Genomic DNA, 17,313 nt, shown 5'->3' on the forward strand with positions numbered 1-17,313 from the left:
TCAACATGCGATTCACCTCCTTGTCTATCAATATTCACATCATAGACAAGGAAAGAAGAAAATATTCAGCTCACTTTATGATGTGGCTGAATAGTTACTCGAGAAAAATCGTCCCGCCATCCGCCTGTTCAAAGTAACCCTTTTTTCCTTTTTTCGCCGCACCGGTGAACGCCCCGGGCTCATAGCCGAACAGCTCGGACTCCATCAGCGTCTCCGGAATCGCCCCGCAGTTTACCTTCACAAACGGACGGCCGCTGCGCGCGCTCTGCTTCCAGATGAAGTTCGCTAACTCTTCCTTTCCGACGCCCGACTCTCCGGTTAAAAGCACGGTGACATCCACGGCCGCCGCCTGGCGGGCAATGGCGATCACATGCGCCATCGCCGGCGCCCGGTAAATAAAACTTGTTTTTTCGATGAGAAAATTCATTGTCTTTTTTAAGAATTTCGTTATAATAAAGATTGTTAATGATAGTGATTTTCATTTTCTTAGTCCAAAAGGAGGTGGCCGCATGGTTCGCTTGTATGCCGAGGAGCTCACCGTCCGCTATGACGACCGGACGATTTTTGAACGATTGTCCGTCCGCATTCCCGATCGGCAAATCACTGCCATTATCGGGCCGAACGGGTGCGGCAAGTCGACGTTGCTCAAGACGTTGACGCGCATCATTTCCCCACAATCGGGCGCGGTCATTTTAGACGGTCAAGCCATTTCCCAGCAACCGACGAAAGAGCTGGCGAAAAAAATGGCCATTTTGCCGCAGACGCCGGAAGCGACAAGCGGATTAACGGTCGCTGAGCTCGTCTCGTACGGCCGCTTTCCGTATCAAAAAGGATTCGGACGGCTGACAAAGCGGGATTGTGAAGCGATTGACTGGGCGCTTGACGTCACCAAAACGGCCGACTTAAAGCACCGGCCGGTCGATGCGCTCTCGGGCGGGCAGCGGCAGCGCGTCTGGATCGCCATGGCGCTCGCCCAAGAGACCGACATCATCTTTTTGGATGAACCGACGACGTATTTGGACATCGCCCATCAGCTTGAGGTGCTCGAGCTGCTTGAGCGGCTGAACCAAGAAGAAGGGCGGACGATCGTCATGGTGCTTCATGACATCAACCAGGCGGCCCGCTTTGCCGACTATATCATCGCTATGAAAGCAGGAGCCATCATCAAGTCCGGGCGGAGCGAAGACGTTATCTGCCGCGAAGTGCTCCGCGACGTGTTTGGCATCGACGCCGACATCGGCCGCGACCCGCGGACGAACAAACCAATTTGCTTCACTTATCAATTGCTCAGGGAGGCTTAATTCATCATGAGGAAAACATGGCTTGCATTGTTGCTGATGTTCGCGCTTGTGCTAAGCGCATGCGGCAACGCGGCGGACGATCAAAAGAACAACAGCGCTTCACCAAAAGAAAAAAAGACGGAAACGATTACATACCAATCGGAAAACGGACCGGTGGAAGTGCCGGCTAATCCGAAGCGCGTCGTCGTCTTATCGACGTTTGCCGGACATGTGCTGGCCTTGGACGTCCCCGTTGTTGGCGTGGATTCGTGGTCGAAAATGAGCCCGCTTTTTCAAGAAAAACTGAAAGATGCCGAAGTCGTGACCGATGAAGACATTGAAAAAATTATGGCGTTAAAACCGGACTTAATCATCGGATTATCCAATACGAAAAACGTCCACAAATTAAGCAAAATCGCGCCGACCGTCACCTTTACATACGGCAAAGTCGATTATTTGACACAGTTTTTGGAAATCGGGAAACTGTTGAATAAAGAAAAAGAAGCGAAAGCGTGGATCGACGATTTCAAACAACGGGCGCAACAAGCCGGGGAAGAAATCCGGGCCAAAATTGGCGAAAACGCGACCGTCACTGTAGCCGAAAACTTTGATAAGCAGCTGTATGTGTTCGGCAACAACTGGGCGCGCGGCACTGAGATTTTGTATCAAGAAATGAAGCTGAAAATGCCAAAAGCTGTAGAAGAACAGGCGCTCAAACCGGGCTACTATGCCGTTTCCCTTGAGGCGCTCCCGCAGTTTGTCGGCGATTATCTCATCTTAAGCAAAAACGGCGACGGCGACACATCGTTTATGGAAACGAACACGTTCAAAAACATCCCTGCTGTCAAAAACGGCCATATGTTTGTCGCCGATGCGAAGGCATTTTATTTCAACGACCCGATTACGTTAGACTACCAGCTCGATTTCTTTAAAAAGCATTTTTTAGGCCAATAACGACGAGACGGGGCGTTCATGGGCAGTGAATGTCCCGTCCTTCTTTGTGTCAAAGGGGGAGTCACCAATGGACGCAGACCGCCGGCGTTGGCCGTTTCGCTATATGTTTTTTCTGTCGCTTGGCCTGCTTGTCGCCGTTTGGTTTGGCTCGATGCGAGTCGGCGTCGCCGATACGACATGGAGCGACGTATGGCGGGCGTTGTTTTCCGATCAACAAAGCAAACAGTTTGATCTCATTCGCGAGCTCCGTCTGCCGCGCGAAACAGCGGCCGCCTTTGTCGGCGCCGGCCTTGCCGTCGCCGGAGCGATCATGCAGGGGATGACGCGCAATCCGCTTGCCGACCCCGGTCTCCTTGGCCTCACCGCCGGCGCAAACGCAGCGTTGGCCATGACAATGGCCTTTTTCCCTTCCGCCCATTATCTTTTGATCACGGTCGCCTGTTTGCTTGGTGCGGCCGCTGGGGCAGGGGCCGTCTTTGGCATCGGCGCCGCCCGCAAAGGAGGGTTTTCACCGCTTCGCATCGTCTTGGCCGGCTCGGCGGTTTCGACGCTTTTATTCGCCATCGCCGAAGGAATCGGACTGTATTTCCACATTTCCAAAGACGTCTCGATGTGGACGTCAGGCGGGGTGGCCGGAGCTTCATGGAAACAATTGTCGGTCGTCATCCCGCTCATCACGACCGGGCTCGCTATTGCCGCATGGTATTCACGACAGCTGACGATCCTTAGTTTGAGTGAAGACGTCGCGGTTGGCGTTGGGCAAAAAACAACGACCGTCAAAACATGGCTGTTTTTCGCTGTGTTTTTATTAACAGGAGCGTCGGTCGCCATCGCCGGCAATATCACCTTTATCGGCTTAATGGTTCCTCACCTCGTGAGGGCAATAGCCGGCGCCGACTACCGGTTTGTCATCCCGCTGTCAGCGACTGTCGGCGCCAGCGCCATGGTGCTGGCCGACACGGCGGCGCGCACGGTCAATGCCCCGTTTGAAACGCCGGTGGCCGCCATCATCGCCGTCATCGGCTTGCCGTTTTTCCTCTTCGTCGTGCGGAAACAAGGGAGGGGCTTTTCATGAGAAAAAAAAGTTTTTCGCTCTTTGCCGTGCTTGCGTTGCTCATTGCCGCAACAGCGGCCGTCGCCTTAAGCACCGGCGATGCGCCGCTCTCATATAACCGCATCGTCCCGACACTATTGGGCTACGGTTCGATGGAAGAGGAATTCATTTTGTTTTCCCTTCGCCTGCCGCGCCTTTTCATCACCTTGTTGGCCGGCATGGCGCTCGCCTTATCCGGGGCCGTATTGCAAGGCCTCACGCGCAATGACCTCGCCGACCCGGGCGTGCTTGGGATCAACGCCGGCGCAGGCGCGGGCGTCGCCTTGTTCTTTTTGTTTTTTCCGATTGAGGCCGGAACATTTCTTTACGCCTTGCCGCTCGTTGCCTTCACCGGGGCGCTTCTGACAGCAGTTGCCATCTATGCCGTCTCCTACAAGAAAACAACCGGGCTGCAGCCGGTGCCGTTTATCTTAACCGGCGTCGGCATGTCGATGGCGCTATCTGGGCTGATGATCGTCCTCATTTCCGCCGCCGACCGGACAAAAGTCGATTTTATCGCCCGCTGGCTTTCCGGCAACATTTGGGGCGATGATTGGCCGTTTATTTGGGCCGTGCTGCCGTGGTTGGCTGCGGGCACACTGGTGGCGCTATATCGGGCGAAGCATCTCAATATTTTGCACTTAGGCGACCCTGTTTCGATCGGGGTCGGCGTCCACGTCCGCCGCGAGCGGCTCTTGCTTATGATAACAGCTGTTGCCGTCGCGGCCGCCGCCGTCTCTGTAACCGGGGGCATCTCCTTTATCGGCTTAATGGCGCCGCATATCGCCAAGCTGATCGTTGGCCCACGCCATGAGCGGGTCATTCCGGCCTCCATGCTCATTGGCGGCTGGCTGCTGCTTGCAGCTGACACGATCGGGCGCAACGTTCTCGCCGAGCCGCTTCCCGCCGGCGTCATCGTCTCCTTGATCGGCGCGCCGTATTTCATTTACTTGTTGTTAAAGCGTTGACATCCGCTGCCCGTTATGAGAACGGGTTCGAACGATGACACCCGCCAAAAAAAAGACGCCGGTTCATAAAACCCGGCGTCTTTTCCAAAAGCGGACAACCGCAACCACAATGACAATCGCGATGATGATATAGACAACATCAGCGTACGCGCCAATCACCTCGGACACTTTCCCCCACGACTGGCCGAGCGCCGCGCCGACGGAGATTAAAATCGTATTCCAAATGAGCGTCCCCAATACCGACAGCCAGACAAACAGCCCGATATTCATCTTCGCCATGCCCGCTGGAATGGAAATCAAGCTGCGTACAAGCGGAATCATGCGTCCGAAAAAAACGGCCCACACCCCGTAGCGATGAAACGTCCGGTTCGCCTTGGCAATGTCTTCCGGCTTCACCCGCAGCCATCCGCCCCAGCGGTCAACGATCCGCTCAAGCCGCTCAACGGACAACAGCCGGCCGATCCCATACAGCACGATCGCCCCAACGATCGATCCCGCTGTCGCTGCCACAATGACGCCTGGCACCGTCAAAGACGTGTACGTCGTCATAAATCCGCCAAACGGCAAAATGACTTCCGACGGAATCGGCGGGAAAATATTTTCAAGCGCGATCATCAAAAAAATACCGATATATCCGAATTGCTCCATAAAATCAGTGATCCAAGCCTGCACGCGTTCTTCCTCCATTCACTCGCCCTTCGCTTATGTAGGATGTTTATGCAGCGTCAATGCAATCCTTTCCCTATCTTAACAGAAAACCGCCATTCCCCGCAAAACAAAAAGGCGCCCCGCTGTACTTTCGGGACACCTTTTTTCCACTTTTTTAAACCGCAGCCGGTTGGGACAGCACCTTTACAATCCGCTCAATCGCCCAGTCGAGCTCTTCTTTCGTAATAATGAGCGGCGGCGCAAAACGGATGACCGTTTCATGCGTCTCCTTGCAAAGCAGCCCTTGTTCTTTCAACATTTCGCAATACGGACGCGCCGGGCCGTGCAGTTCGACGCCGATAAACAAGCCGCGGCCGCGGATTTCTTTAATGTCCTTGTTTTCGATTTGCTTTAACTTTGCCAAAAAATATTCGCCAAGCTCAAGCGACCGCTCCGCCAGCCGCTCTTCTTCGATCACCTCAAGCGCGGCGATCGATACCGCGCAAGCGAGCGGATTGCCGCCAAACGTCGAGCCGTGCGAGCCCGGTTCAAACACCGACAAAATATCGCGATTGGCAACAACGCATGAAATCGGGAACACACCGCCACCTAATGCTTTTCCTAAAATATACATATCAGGCACAACATTTTCCCAGTCGCAAGCAAACAACTTCCCCGTCCGTCCTAGCCCGGTTTGGATTTCATCGGCGATGAACAACACGTTGTGTTCTTTGCACACGTCATAGGCCGCTTTTAAAAAGCCTTGCGGCGGGATGCGGATGCCGGCTTCCCCTTGGATTGGTTCGACAAGAAACGCCGCCGTATTCGGTGTCATCGCTGCCTTGAGCGCTTCGATATCGCCGTACGGGATGATTTTCACCCCGGGCAAAAGCGGACCAAAACCGCGTTTATAAGCCGGTTCAGACGACAACGACACCGCGGCGAGCGTCCGGCCATGGAAATTGCCTTCACAAACGATGATTTCCGCCTGATTGTCAGGGACGCCTTTCACGTCATACGCCCAGCGGCGCGCCGCCTTGAGCGCCGTTTCTACCGCCTCGGCGCCGGTGTTCATCGGCAGCACCATCTCTTTTTTCGTCAGCCGGCACACTTTTTCGTACCATGGGCCGAGCTGGTCGTTATGGAAGGCGCGCGATGTGAGCGTGACGCGGTCAGCTTGCCGCTTCAACGCCTCCACAATTTTCGGATGACGATGTCCTTGGTTGACGGCCGAATAGGCGCTTAACATGTCCATATAGCGATTGCCCTCCGGGTCTTTCACCCATACCCCTTCCGCTTCGGAAATGACAATCGGCAATGGATGATAATTTCGCGCTCCGTATCGCTCCGTCTGTTCAATGAGCTGTTCGGACTTCGTAGCCATCATCAACCGCTCCTTTCCTTATCTGCGTTTCTTCGCTATAAAAGGGCGGACGCCGCCGCCCTTTTTTGGTTTAAAACATTTCCGATACGGTTTTCGCTTGCATATGGAGAATCAAATAGTCCGGGCCGCCCGCTTTCGAGTCAGTGCCTGACATGTTGAAGCCGCCAAACGGCTGATATCCGACGATCGCCCCTGTGCAGCCGCGGTTGAAGTACAAGTTGCCGACATGGAACTCGTGCCGCGCTTTTTCAAGATTCGCCCGATTGCGCGAGATGACGGCTCCTGTCAGACCGTATTCGGTGTTGTTCGCAATCTCAAGCGCATGGTCAAAGTCGCGCGCTTTCGCAAACGCCACGACCGGTCCGAAAATTTCCTCCTGCATGATGCGCGCGTTCGGGTCGACATCCGCAAACACGGTCGGCTGGATGAAGAACCCTTTCGAGTCGTCTCCTTCCCCACCGGTCATGAGACGGCCTTCCTGCTTGCCGATTTCGATGTACTCCATAATTTTGTTGTACGCCCCTTGGTCGATGACAGGCCCCATAAACGTCGCTTGCTCCGCCGGATCGCCGACGTTGAGCTGCTTCGTCAGCTCGACAACGCGATTCAACACTTGGTCATACACATCTTCGACGATAATGGCGCGCGAGCACGCCGAGCATTTTTGCCCAGAGTAGCCAAACGCCGACGCCACGATCGATTGCGCCGCCAGTTCGAGGTCCGCTTCTTTATCGACAATGATGCCGTCTTTGCCGCCCATTTCCGCGATGACGCGTTTCAGCCAAATTTGCCCTGGGTGCACTTTCGCCGCCCGCTCATAAATGCGGATGCCGACATCCCGCGATCCGGTGAAGCTGATAAATCGTGTGCGCGGATGGTCGACGAGATAATCTCCGACTTCAGCCCCGCTGCCCGGAATATAATTCAACACACCAGCCGGAAGCCCCGCTTCTTCCAACACTTCCACAAATTTATACGCCACGACCGGCGTTGCGCTTGCCGGTTTCAACAGCACCGTATTGCCCGTGACAAGCGAAGCGACCGTCGTTCCGGCCATAATGGCAAACGGGAAGTTCCACGGCGAAATGACAACCCCGACGCCAAGCGGAATGTAGAAAAACCGGTTCGTTTCCCCCGGACGGCTCTCAACCGGAATGCCGTCTTTCAGCTTCAGCATTTGCCGTCCGTAATATTCCATAAAGTCGATCGCTTCCGCGGTATCGGCGTCCGCTTCACGCCACGGTTTGCCCGCTTCTTTCACCAGCCAAGCGGAAAACTCGTGCTTGCGCCGGCGCACGATCGCCGCCGCCCGGAACAAAATATCGGCCCGCGCTTCCGGGCTCGTCCGGCTCCAAGTGCGAAACGCCTCATCAGCGGTTTTCATCGCCCGCTCCGCCAGCTCTTTGGTCGCTTTCGCCACCCGGCCGATGACTTCCGCTTTGTTCGCTGGATTGATCGACGTGATTTTGTCTTCCGTCATCACCCGCTCGCCGCCGATCACAAGCGGATAATCGCGCCCAAGCTCCGATTCCACTTTTTTGAGCGCTGCTAAAAACGCCTCGCGGTTTGCTTCCACGGTAAAATCTGTGAGCGGTTCGTGTCTGTACGGCTGCACCATTTCGTCATCCTCCTTTTTAAAGGCAAAAAAATTTTTCGTTATAAAACGGTTTCATAGTTATATTATGCAAATGATTATGGCTTTTTTCAATGATTTTTACTTGGCGGCCTTGAGCTCCCCTTTTTCTGCGGCTAGGAGCTGAACCCGTTTTTTCGCCACAAGGTGGTAGTACCCATAACACGCAAGGAGAAACGGAATGCCGCAGTAAAGAGCGATCCGTTGATCTGGAATAAACGCCAGCCCGATGATCGTCGCCATATTCAACGCAAACGCCGCGAGCGGCACGAACGGATACAACGGCGTCCGGTATTTCAGATCGCGCACATCGCCGCCTTCACGCAAAAACGCTTTTCGTCCGAAATAGCTGGACAGCGCGATGGAAGCCCACACCGTGACGGCGCCAAATCCCGCGATCGCCGTCAGCCAAACGTACACTGTATCTTCGGCGTAAATGCTGCACAAAAGCGACAAGCAGCCGATGGCAATGCTGGCAATAAGCGCGTTGATCGGCACGCCGCGTTTCGATAGCTTGCTGAAAAACGGACTGACCATGCCTTGGCGCGACATCGACCAGAGGACGCGCGACGTCGCGTATAACCCCGAGTTGGCCACCGACAGCACCGCCGTAATGATGACAAAATTCATGATATCGGCTGCATACGGAATGCCAATGTTGTCAAACACCTCAACAAACGGGCTTTCCACAACGCCGGCTTTCTCCCACGGAAACAAACCAGCCAGCACAAAAATGGCCAAAATGAAGAAAATTAAAATGCGCCATATGGTGTTGCGCAGCGCAACCGGCACCGTTTTTTCCGGCTCGCGGCTTTCCCCCGCCGCCACGCCGACCAATTCCGTCCCTTGGAACGAAAAGTTCACGAGGATCATCGTCGTAAAGATGGCCCAAAACCCATTTGGAAACAAGCCCCCATGGTCTGTAAAGTTCGAGAAAAACGGAGCAGGTTGTCCATTTTTCATATGGATGACTCCGAACATCGCTGCCAGACCAAGAACAATAAAGGCGATCACCGTCAGCACCTTGATGCTCGAAAACCAAAACTCCACCTCGCCAAATCCTTTGACAGACAAGGCGTTGATCAAAAACAAGAGCAAAGCGAAGACCGCACAAAACACCCATGTCGGCACATCAGGAAACCATCGCTTCATCAAAATGCTGACCGTGAGCAGCTCGATGCCGACCGTCACCGACCAGTTCAGCCATGACAGCCAACCGATGCAATACCCCACTGCCGGCGAGATGAATTTCGTCGCATACGTCTGATACGACCCGGCATCAGGAATTCTCACGGCCAATTCTCCTAACGAAAGCATGGTCAAATACATAACCAATCCGCCAAAAAGATAAGCAACGACGGCCCCGCCTGGCCCCGCCTCATGAATCGTATAACCCGATCCTAAAAACAAACCGGTGCCGATCACCCCACCTAGCGCGATCATAAATAAATGTCTGCTTTTTAGCTCTCGTTTCAGTTCTTGCACGGGTTGCATCCGAAAACTCTCCCCTCTCTATGATCGATTTCGCAACCGCTTACATTTCGAGAAAGGGAACAGAACCTCCCTTACTGCAAATCTATTTGTCAATTTATAATAAACTATAACTTTATTATGGAACTATTTTTGTCTATTTTCAATATATTTAGCAAAAAATTTTTTCACATCTTTCTTTCCCTTCCTGTCTCCCGTCCACCTTATGCTATAATACAAAAAAGAGAGGTGCTGATCGTGAACCGGGATATGGAAACGCTTTTATCAATGTATGAACAAATTCTCGAAATGATCGACCTTGGCGTCCATGCCGTCGATCAACACGGGAAAACCGTCATTTACAACCGGAAAATGCGGGACATCGAGGGTATGAACATCGAGGACGTGCTCGATAAAAACATTTTGGACGTCTTCCGCTTCAACCCGGAGCAGCCGAGCACATTGCTTGAAGCGCTGCGCACCGGTGAAAGCATTCTGAACAAGCAGCAAACGTATTTCAATAACAAAGGACAAGCCGTGACAACGGTCAATCAAACGCACCCGCTGCAAAAAGACGGGCGCATCATCGGCGCCGTGGAAATCGCCAAAGACATCACGAAGTTCCGCAAACTGATCCAAGAACACCACCAACGCAAGGAAGCCGGCCGCACGTTTGCGGACATCATCGGCCAAAGCGAAGCCATGCAAAAGGCCATCCGCCTTGCGCGTCATGCCGCCCGCTCGGAAGCGCCTGTGCTGCTCATAGGGGAGAAAGGGACAGGAAAAGACTTGCTCGCTTCCTGCATTCACCATGAAAGCGAACGGCGGGCCAAGCCGTTTTTTGCGCAAACGTGTTTGTCGCTTCCGGATGATTGGATGGAAACGATGCTGTTTGGCAGCGAAGAAGGCGGCGAGATCCAGCCCGGTTTGTTTGAACAAGCGGACGGCGGCACCGTGCTGCTTGACGATATCGACTCGTTAAGCCTGCCGCTTCAACAAAAACTTGCCCGTTTCCTGCAAGAAAAACAGTTTGTCCGCGCCCATGGCCAAAAACCGGTTCATGCAGATGTTCGCCTCATCGCCTCGACAAGCGGAGACCCGATCGATGCCGTCCAAGCAGGGGAATTGCTCAAATCGCTTTACTACCAAATTGCCGTCCACTGCATCGTCCTGCCGCCGTTGCGCGAACGGAAAGAGGACATTTTGCCGCTCGCTATCCATTTCATCCGTCAAGGCAACGAGCACTATGGCCTACATGTCGAAGGACTCGGCGATGACGTGCAAGAGGCGTTTCTTGCTTACAGCTGGCCCGGCAACGTGCGCGAACTGGAGGCCGTCATGTTGGAAACGATGGCGACGATGGAACAAGAACAAACCATCACCCTCGCCCATCTGCCTGCCCCTTTTCGAGCCAAGCTGGCGCCCGACGAAGCGAAAACGGACTTTTTATTTGATACGGAAGACATTTTGCCTCTTGACAAATACATGGAAGAAGTCGAAATTTACTACATCCGCAAGGCGCTGCAGCATCACGGCTTCAACATCACAAAAACGGCCAAAGCGCTCGGCTTAAGCCGACAAAACTTGCAATACCGCATCCGCAAGTACCAGATTGATAAGGAATGGGGATAAGCTGCAGTTGGCGATCGTACGGCCAAAAGGACAGGGGAGGTCGCTGTGGATGATCGACGCTCATATTCATCTCGACCAGTACACGGACATCGAGGAACAAATCAACCGTTGGCAAGAAGCGGGCATCATCGGCGTCGTCGCCGTATCCACCGATTTGCGCTCAAGCCACCGAACGCTCGAGTTGAAACAGCGATTCCCTTCCTTCGTCTACGCCGCCATCGGTTTTCATCCCGAGCAACCGCTGCCAAGCGCAGCCGATTGGAACGAATGGACAGAACTTGTCAAGCAAGAGCGGCCGCTGCTCGCCGCCATCGGCGAAGTCGGGCTGCCATACTATTCAGCGGAAGCATGCGCCAAGCTGCCCGCGTATCAAGAACGATTAACCGAAATCGCGGCCATCGCCGCGGATGCCTCCTTGCCGCTCGCCCTTCACGCCGTCTACGACCGCGCCCAAACCGCCTTGGCCATCTTGCAGCAAGCTGGCGTCCGACAAGCCCATTTCCACTGGCTGAAGGCCGAGCCTGCCGTGGTCAAACAAATCGTCCAATGCGGCTACTACATCTCCGTCACGCCGGAAGTGTGCTACCGCGAGCGCGACAAGCAGCTGTTATCCCTCGTTCCCATCGAGCAGCTGCTCCTTGAAACCGATGGCCCATGGCCGTTTGCAGGCCCGTTTGCCGGAAAACTGACGACGCCGTTATGGCTATTGGACTCCGCGCGAGCTGTGGCGGCACACTATGGCCGAGATATCGAACAAGTCAAAACCATGATCACGGCGAACACAAAACGGCTTTACGGTTGATCTTCCTTATGATACGATGAAACCAAATCTACATCGAAATGAGGGAAACATGATGGATCATAATGAGCAAGTGCGCCAACAGCTGATCAAAAGCGTTTCCGGGCTGTCGGACGAACAGCTGAACACCCGAGTGGCGGACGGAAGTTGGACGATCGCCCAAGTGCTCGAACACCTGTACTTAATCGAAACATCGATCACATCCATGATCGCCCATACATTAAAGCATGGCGAGAGCCAACCGGTCGAGGAGAAACCGATCCACTTGACCGTTGACCGTTCCAAAAAAGTGGAGGCGCCTGATTTCGCCCGCCCGAGCGACCGCTTTTTCACTCGACACGAACTGGAAGAAAAATTGCATCAATCGCGGCAGCGGTTGCGCCAAATCACGGAGCAAGCCAACCCGGCTGACTTGGAAGCCAAATCGTTCCCGCATCCAATTTTTGGGCCACTGAATTTGAAGCAATGGGTGGAATTTGTCGGCTATCATGAACAGCGCCACCTCGCGCAAATGGAAGAAATCAAGGCACAGCTTCCGTGAGGAGCGGGCGGCTCATCAAGGAAAAAGCCGAGCAACGACCAGCCAAATCCCCGCCCTGCTCGGCTTACAACGATTTTCCATCTTCATGTGAACGCTCCACTGCCCCTGTCACAGCCATTGTTTTCACTTGCTTTAACGTCGCCACGATGAGAAAACTGACAATAACGAGCAAACACCACGAACTCACCTTCCCAAGATGAACAAGGCTCCACGCCTTCGCCTGGTTTGGATATTGCCAAGCGCCAAAAAAGGTGGCGATGTTTTCCGCGATCCAGATGAAAAACCCGATCAGCAAAAACGACAAAACAAGCGGCATCCGGTAGCGGACTCCCCCGACCTCATACGTCACCCATGACCGCCAAAAGACAACCATGACGAGGCTTGAGAGCCACCAACGAACGTCCACCCAATAATGGTGGGTGAAAAAATTCAAGTAAATCGCCGAAGCGAGAGGAACGACCATCCAAAACGGCGGCCATTGCACCAACTCCACCTTCAGCCTTCGCCACGCCTGGCAAAGATAGCTGGCGACGCTCGCATACATAAACCCGCTGTACAAGGGCACGCCAAAGATTTTCGTATACCCCTCTTCCGGATACGACCACGAACCCATGCGCACTTTAAACAGCTCGAGCGCAAGTCCAATGACGTGGAACAAGGTGATCACTTTGAGTTCATCCCGCGTTTCCATCCCTGACCGCACCATCCACCATTGCATGAGCAGGCAAATAACAAGCAGCCAATCATACCGCGGCAATAGCGGAAGCGGCGCGATCTTCGTCAGCGCCAATGAGGCAAAAATGACAACCGGAAACACGCAAGACAACGCCTGCGCCCAACCGAAGCGAACAAGCTGCACAAACGCTTTGATCAGCCGCGACGTTCTGCCAAACTGGCGCACCCGGACGATCATGAGGCCAAACGGTGGAGATTCGTCCACCGCTACCTCGTGTTTCTCCCCTTTCAAGCCGTCTCCTCCCTACTCACGGATTTGACTCCCCTTCATCACTTCGATACTCCAAAATGTCCCCGGGCTGGCAATCGAGCGCCTTGCAAATGGCTTCGAGCGTCGAGAAACGGATCGCCTTCGCCTTCCCGTTTTTCAAGATCGACAAATTCGCCATCGTGATCCCGACTCTCTCCGACAGCTCGGTGACGCTCATCTTCCGCTTCGCCAACATGACATCAAGATTCACGATAATCGGCATGTCATCCACCTCAAATGGTCAACTCATTTTCTTGTTTGATTTCAATCGCCTGCTGCAGCAACTTTTGCAACACCGCGGCGAACACAGCGATGACAAGCGACGCAAACGGCACAATCAAACCGACGAAAATGACACCCGGAGCGTCGCCTTTCTCGGCGAACAAGTAAAACAGCGGCAAGACAAGCAAATGCAGCCCGCTGATGGCGACGGCGCAATGTTTGATCGTCTTTAACGCTTTCACCGACGCCTCGGAAAACGCGTCGTTTCGGTCAATATACACTAACAACCGGAACGCCTGATACAACGCGAAGTAGAACGGCAGCGCGGACGCCTCAAACACAAGATAAACAAAATACTTGATCCAAGGGAACGTTGGCACCAGCTTGACCGCCACCTTCGCAAGCGCAGGAACCAAAAATAGGCACAATGCCAAAACCGGAAGGCCGATCAACACTAAAGACGCCTTCAAAAACAACGTTTCCCGTTTCATCGAAACACCTCACACTGACTCGTTTTCGACTTAATTGTAATGAATGTCTTATCGTTTATCAATAAATAATTGTTGATTTAAATTAAATTTTTTCTGCAAAACAGCAAAAAGAAAAGACGTCCCCACACGGTAACGCCCGACCATACCTATTGAGACAACAGGCACACCGTATTCACTTCCACGCCGCCCATTACCAATCGATTCGCTTTCCATCCCGGAAAAAGCCGCCGTTCGGCCCGTCAGGCCTGATTCTGCTATTTAACCGCACTCCCCCCAATTACTCGTTTTTCATCGACAGCCCGTGCTTTCGCGGAAATCATAATAGGATACCCTCCTTCAATCCATAAATTTCATCAACACCTGTCTATCTTATAAAGTACAAATTCAAAATCGCCCTGCTGCGGCGGAAAAGAAGCGGTTTTTCCCGATGAACTCCGCTGTTTTTTCCGCTGCTTCCGTTTTCCTTTTCCAGCGATCACTTGCTCTAACCCTTTTCCCATTAATTTAAAGGCAAAAATGGCAACGATAAAGGCAACACACGGCCCGACAACAATCCATTGGTCAAGCATCATTTCCCGATAGGAAAGACCGATCAAGCCGGACCATTCGTTCGAAAGGGAGAGCGCCACCTTCTCCGGAGGGCCCAACCCATCGGAATCATATATAACTTTTACGCCTCCTAGCAATATTTGAAACGCCCCGAGATGCACAAGCAGCAAGAGCGACTGCACCGTCTGCTGGGTAAACAGCAAAAACAGCCGCGGCCGCATATACGGGAGAACGTGCTTGCGGATGAGCCAAACGTGATCAGCTCCCATCAGCCGGGAAGAAACGACAAATTCATTTTGCAAAAAGACAGCGATATCATTGCCGATGACCAGCATTAACGGCGGAAGCGCAACAGCCGCAAGCACCAATAGTTGTTTGATCAACACTCCCATTCCAGCTCCTTGCTCCTCCAATGGAATGAAAGCAAAAAAGAGCATCGTTAAAAAGATCGCCGGCACAAACCGAAAGGCGCGGACGATGGACTCGGCAATAAACCGAAATTTCTGCAAATAAAAAGCATACACGATTCCGCCGACCGTCCCAAACACAAGCCGCAGCAAACTGACCGCCAATGCGGTGACAATCGTATATTTCGCCCCATCGATGACTTTCCAAAACACGTCTTCACCTTGGCGATCGACGCCAAACGGGTGGGCCCAGCTCGGCGGGTATGGAGGAACGTCAACGAGCCGCCCAGCCTCATTGTAGATCTGCTTCGGCGGCTGGGGAATGATGTCTTTCAGCCAATAAGAATAGAAAAAACTGGCCAGCAATAGACCAGCCGCGATGATAAACCCTGCCGCAAAATACACGTTGCGGAATGCGCGCATCACGCCACCCCCCTCTCGATTCCCGTCAAATAAGCAATCACTCGTTTCCCGGCCACATCAATGAGGTAAAATGGCAAAAACAGCATGGCAAGACCGATAGCCACTACTTCCGGCGTATGGAGCTGCTCATACAAAAACCGGAACAATCCGTGCATATTAAACAAATATTCCGCCACTAACAAGTTCGACAGCATAAACCAAAACAAATATTGGACGTTGGAAAACACGGTGATCAGCGCGTTGCGGAACATATGGCGCCATAGCACTGCCGTTTTTGACAATCCTTTCGCTAGCGCATATTCGACGTATGGCTTGTCTTTTTCCTCCGTAAACGCAAGAAATGTCATTTGGAACAGCAGAATGGAAGGCAAAATGGAAATCATGACAATCGGCAGCACGTATACATTGTCAAAACCGGCAACAGGATTGACAATAAGCAAATCTGTCTTTTTAAACACCCAGATGACAAACAGTTGCGTAGAAAAAATAAAAATAACATCGGGGATCGACTCAAGAAAAAACGCGATTCCTTTAACCATTTTTTGCAGCGGACGCGGAAGCAAAAAGCAGATGTAGGCTCCCGTAACGGCTATAAGGAAGGAAACAGCCAGCGCCCCCCATAAAATAACAAGGGAATAGGCATACGGCTCCATCATCGTTGAGAGCAGGGGAGCATTGTGCCATTGCGAGAGCGAAACCGTTATATCACGAATAGAAAAAAAGCTCCAAAACAGCTGCTGAAATTGCTGCCAAAATACCGTGATCATTTGCGGGCTCGGGAACAAGGAATAGCTTTGCGCAAACGCGATAATCGCCATAATCGTGAAAATGGTAAGCAACAAATCCGCCAGCACCGTCAAGGCGAGCTTCCATTTCTTCATAAGGCCGATCCCTCCCTCAGAACACAGGCAAACGATTGCTACATGTTCCTTTCATCTGTAAGCTGCCAGTGCTTGCATGTTAATAAGATGGTGGCGGTGGAGGCAATGTTTCTGCTAACATGGATTGCTGTCCTCCCATTCCATCGCCTATTTTCAAGATGCGGTCATACATTTTAATTCCTACATAGGTTTGTCCGTCTGTTTGATATTCTACCCTGCCCGACGAGTCTTTTTTGATAAGCTCTCCCTTTTCGCCATACTTCTCTTTTACGTGCTTCGGCTGCAATTCTGGCAAAAACATCACATCCAGCTCATATTCCTTAGCTCGCTCCGGTCTTTTCGCGCTCCATGAATAACTTCCGTCTTCCCCAACGTTTACTTTTTCCTCGAGTACCTGTTTGCCCCCCTCGATTTCTTTCATCACAATTTGCACGACGGCGCCTTTTGGCAAATTGCTGTTTCCGTTTAGCACCACTAGGTCACCGATCGTTTTGACCGCACCACCTAATTTTACCGTTTGCTCCACTTTCGGTTTGGCGCAGCCAACTAGCACCAATAGCAACAACAACGTAAGGACCACCGTCATTCGGATATCCTTCATAAAAACCCTCCTTATATATGTATAAGCATCTTTCAAAATTTTTCATTCTCTTGGAAACAATTTGATGATTTGCTTCACCAATTTGGTTACCTTCGTGTATTTTTTATATAGACTCCCATGACAAAAAAATTTCGTCACCATCGGAAGGATGAAAAGACCTCTATGTTGAATTTTACAACTTTACACATTTTGGAGTTCGGGTATTTTCAGGATAGATGCAACGAAGAAGTTTAACATATCCTTGACGGAAAAACGGTTTGTCCATTTTCGACTGTCGAAGGCAAGCCATAGGCTTGCCCCGTCACGCCAAGGCGTGACGGAAGACCGAACAACCACCTGCTTCACAGACCCA

17 protein-coding genes and 1 pseudogene are annotated in these 17,313 nt (G+C 52.5%); 7 read left to right on the top strand and 11 right to left on the bottom strand.

From position 1 onward, the window contains the following. Positions 1-97: 97 nt before the first annotated feature. Positions 98-412 (bottom strand): annotated as a pseudogene (locus CV944_RS14480) (sigma 54-interacting transcriptional regulator); the annotation flags it as partial. A gap of 97 nt (positions 413-509) precedes the next feature. On the opposite strand from CV944_RS14480, the gene CV944_RS14485 reads away from it, so the two are divergent. The 4 genes from CV944_RS14485 to CV944_RS14500 all read left to right on the top strand — a co-directional run bounded on the left by CV944_RS14485 (position 510) and on the right by CV944_RS14500 (position 4,295). Beyond that, entirely contained in the window at positions 510-1,301 is a 792-nt protein-coding gene (locus CV944_RS14485; RefSeq protein WP_100664420.1) for an ABC transporter ATP-binding protein, read from the top strand. Positions 1,302-1,307: 6 nt separating this feature from the next. After that, the gene (locus CV944_RS14490; RefSeq protein ID WP_015373766.1) at positions 1,308-2,234 is read left to right on the top strand and encodes an iron-hydroxamate ABC transporter substrate-binding protein; all 927 of its coding nucleotides are present in this window, start codon (positions 1,308-1,310) and stop codon (positions 2,232-2,234) included. A gap of 67 nt (positions 2,235-2,301) precedes the next feature. Next, positions 2,302-3,309, top strand: coding sequence for a FecCD family ABC transporter permease (locus tag CV944_RS14495; RefSeq protein ID WP_100664421.1), 1,008 nt, complete (start codon positions 2,302-2,304; stop codon positions 3,307-3,309). Then, positions 3,306-4,295: a FecCD family ABC transporter permease gene (locus CV944_RS14500; RefSeq protein ID WP_100664422.1), complete on the top strand. Its 990-nt coding sequence runs from the start codon at positions 3,306-3,308 to the stop codon at positions 4,293-4,295. The genes CV944_RS14495 and CV944_RS14500 overlap by 4 nt, the downstream gene beginning before the upstream one ends. A 63-nt stretch (positions 4,296-4,358) precedes the next feature. Here CV944_RS14500 and CV944_RS14505 read toward each other — a convergent pair whose 3' ends face one another. The 4 genes from CV944_RS14505 to CV944_RS14520 form a co-directional block, all read right to left on the bottom strand. Beyond that, positions 4,359-4,967, bottom strand: a complete 609-nt coding sequence (locus CV944_RS14505; RefSeq protein WP_094240013.1) for a DedA family protein — start codon at positions 4,965-4,967, stop codon at positions 4,359-4,361. 151 nt (positions 4,968-5,118) lie between these two features. Beyond that, positions 5,119-6,327: an ornithine--oxo-acid transaminase gene (locus CV944_RS14510; protein WP_100664423.1), complete on the bottom strand. Its 1,209-nt coding sequence runs from the start codon at positions 6,325-6,327 to the stop codon at positions 5,119-5,121. Positions 6,328-6,397: 70 nt separating this feature from the next. Beyond that, a complete protein-coding gene (gene pruA, locus CV944_RS14515; RefSeq protein ID WP_055359031.1) occupies positions 6,398-7,945 on the bottom strand; it encodes an L-glutamate gamma-semialdehyde dehydrogenase in 1,548 nt (515 codons plus the stop codon). Between the two features lie 96 nt (positions 7,946-8,041). Then, complete coding sequence (locus CV944_RS14520; protein WP_100664424.1) at positions 8,042-9,454, bottom strand: amino acid permease; 1,413 nt, start codon at positions 9,452-9,454, stop codon at positions 8,042-8,044. A 234-nt stretch (positions 9,455-9,688) separates the two neighbouring features. On the opposite strand from CV944_RS14520, the gene CV944_RS14525 reads away from it, so the two are divergent. The 3 genes from CV944_RS14525 to CV944_RS14535 are packed head-to-tail and all read left to right on the top strand — an operon-like array spanning position 9,689 to position 12,402. After that, positions 9,689-11,062 (top strand): sigma-54 interaction domain-containing protein, encoded by a 1,374-nt coding sequence (locus CV944_RS14525; RefSeq protein WP_100664425.1) that lies wholly within the window; start codon positions 9,689-9,691, stop codon positions 11,060-11,062. A gap of 49 nt (positions 11,063-11,111) precedes the next feature. Next, complete coding sequence (locus tag CV944_RS14530) at positions 11,112-11,864, top strand: TatD family hydrolase (protein WP_100664426.1); 753 nt, start codon at positions 11,112-11,114, stop codon at positions 11,862-11,864. Between the two features lie 52 nt (positions 11,865-11,916). Then, a complete protein-coding gene (locus CV944_RS14535; RefSeq protein WP_233205016.1) occupies positions 11,917-12,402 on the top strand; it encodes a DinB family protein in 486 nt (161 codons plus the stop codon). A gap of 64 nt (positions 12,403-12,466) precedes the next feature. Here CV944_RS14535 and CV944_RS14540 read toward each other — a convergent pair whose 3' ends face one another. The 6 genes from CV944_RS14540 to CV944_RS14565 all read right to left on the bottom strand — a co-directional run bounded on the left by CV944_RS14540 (position 12,467) and on the right by CV944_RS14565 (position 16,961). Further along, positions 12,467-13,369 (bottom strand): DUF817 domain-containing protein, encoded by a 903-nt coding sequence (locus CV944_RS14540; protein ID WP_193443166.1) that lies wholly within the window; start codon positions 13,367-13,369, stop codon positions 12,467-12,469. A 16-nt stretch (positions 13,370-13,385) separates the two neighbouring features. Beyond that, the gene (locus tag CV944_RS14545) at positions 13,386-13,610 is read right to left on the bottom strand and encodes a helix-turn-helix domain-containing protein (RefSeq protein WP_013144000.1); all 225 of its coding nucleotides are present in this window, start codon (positions 13,608-13,610) and stop codon (positions 13,386-13,388) included. A gap of 10 nt (positions 13,611-13,620) precedes the next feature. Beyond that, complete coding sequence (locus tag CV944_RS14550; protein ID WP_033010427.1) at positions 13,621-14,100, bottom strand: DUF2975 domain-containing protein; 480 nt, start codon at positions 14,098-14,100, stop codon at positions 13,621-13,623. 353 nt (positions 14,101-14,453) lie between these two features. Further along, entirely contained in the window at positions 14,454-15,479 is a 1,026-nt protein-coding gene (locus CV944_RS14555) for an ABC transporter permease (protein ID WP_047817669.1), read from the bottom strand. Further along, entirely contained in the window at positions 15,479-16,360 is an 882-nt protein-coding gene (locus tag CV944_RS14560; protein WP_060788410.1) for an ABC transporter permease subunit, read from the bottom strand. Before CV944_RS14560 ends, CV944_RS14555 begins: the two co-directional genes overlap by 1 nt. 79 nt (positions 16,361-16,439) lie before the next feature. Then, the gene (locus tag CV944_RS14565; RefSeq protein ID WP_047817667.1) at positions 16,440-16,961 is read right to left on the bottom strand and encodes a hypothetical protein; all 522 of its coding nucleotides are present in this window, start codon (positions 16,959-16,961) and stop codon (positions 16,440-16,442) included. Positions 16,962-17,313 lie beyond the last annotated feature (352 nt).

Source organism: Geobacillus sp. WSUCF-018B (genome assembly GCF_002809985.1).
Classification (GTDB): domain Bacteria; phylum Bacillota; class Bacilli; order Bacillales; family Anoxybacillaceae; genus Geobacillus; species Geobacillus thermophilus.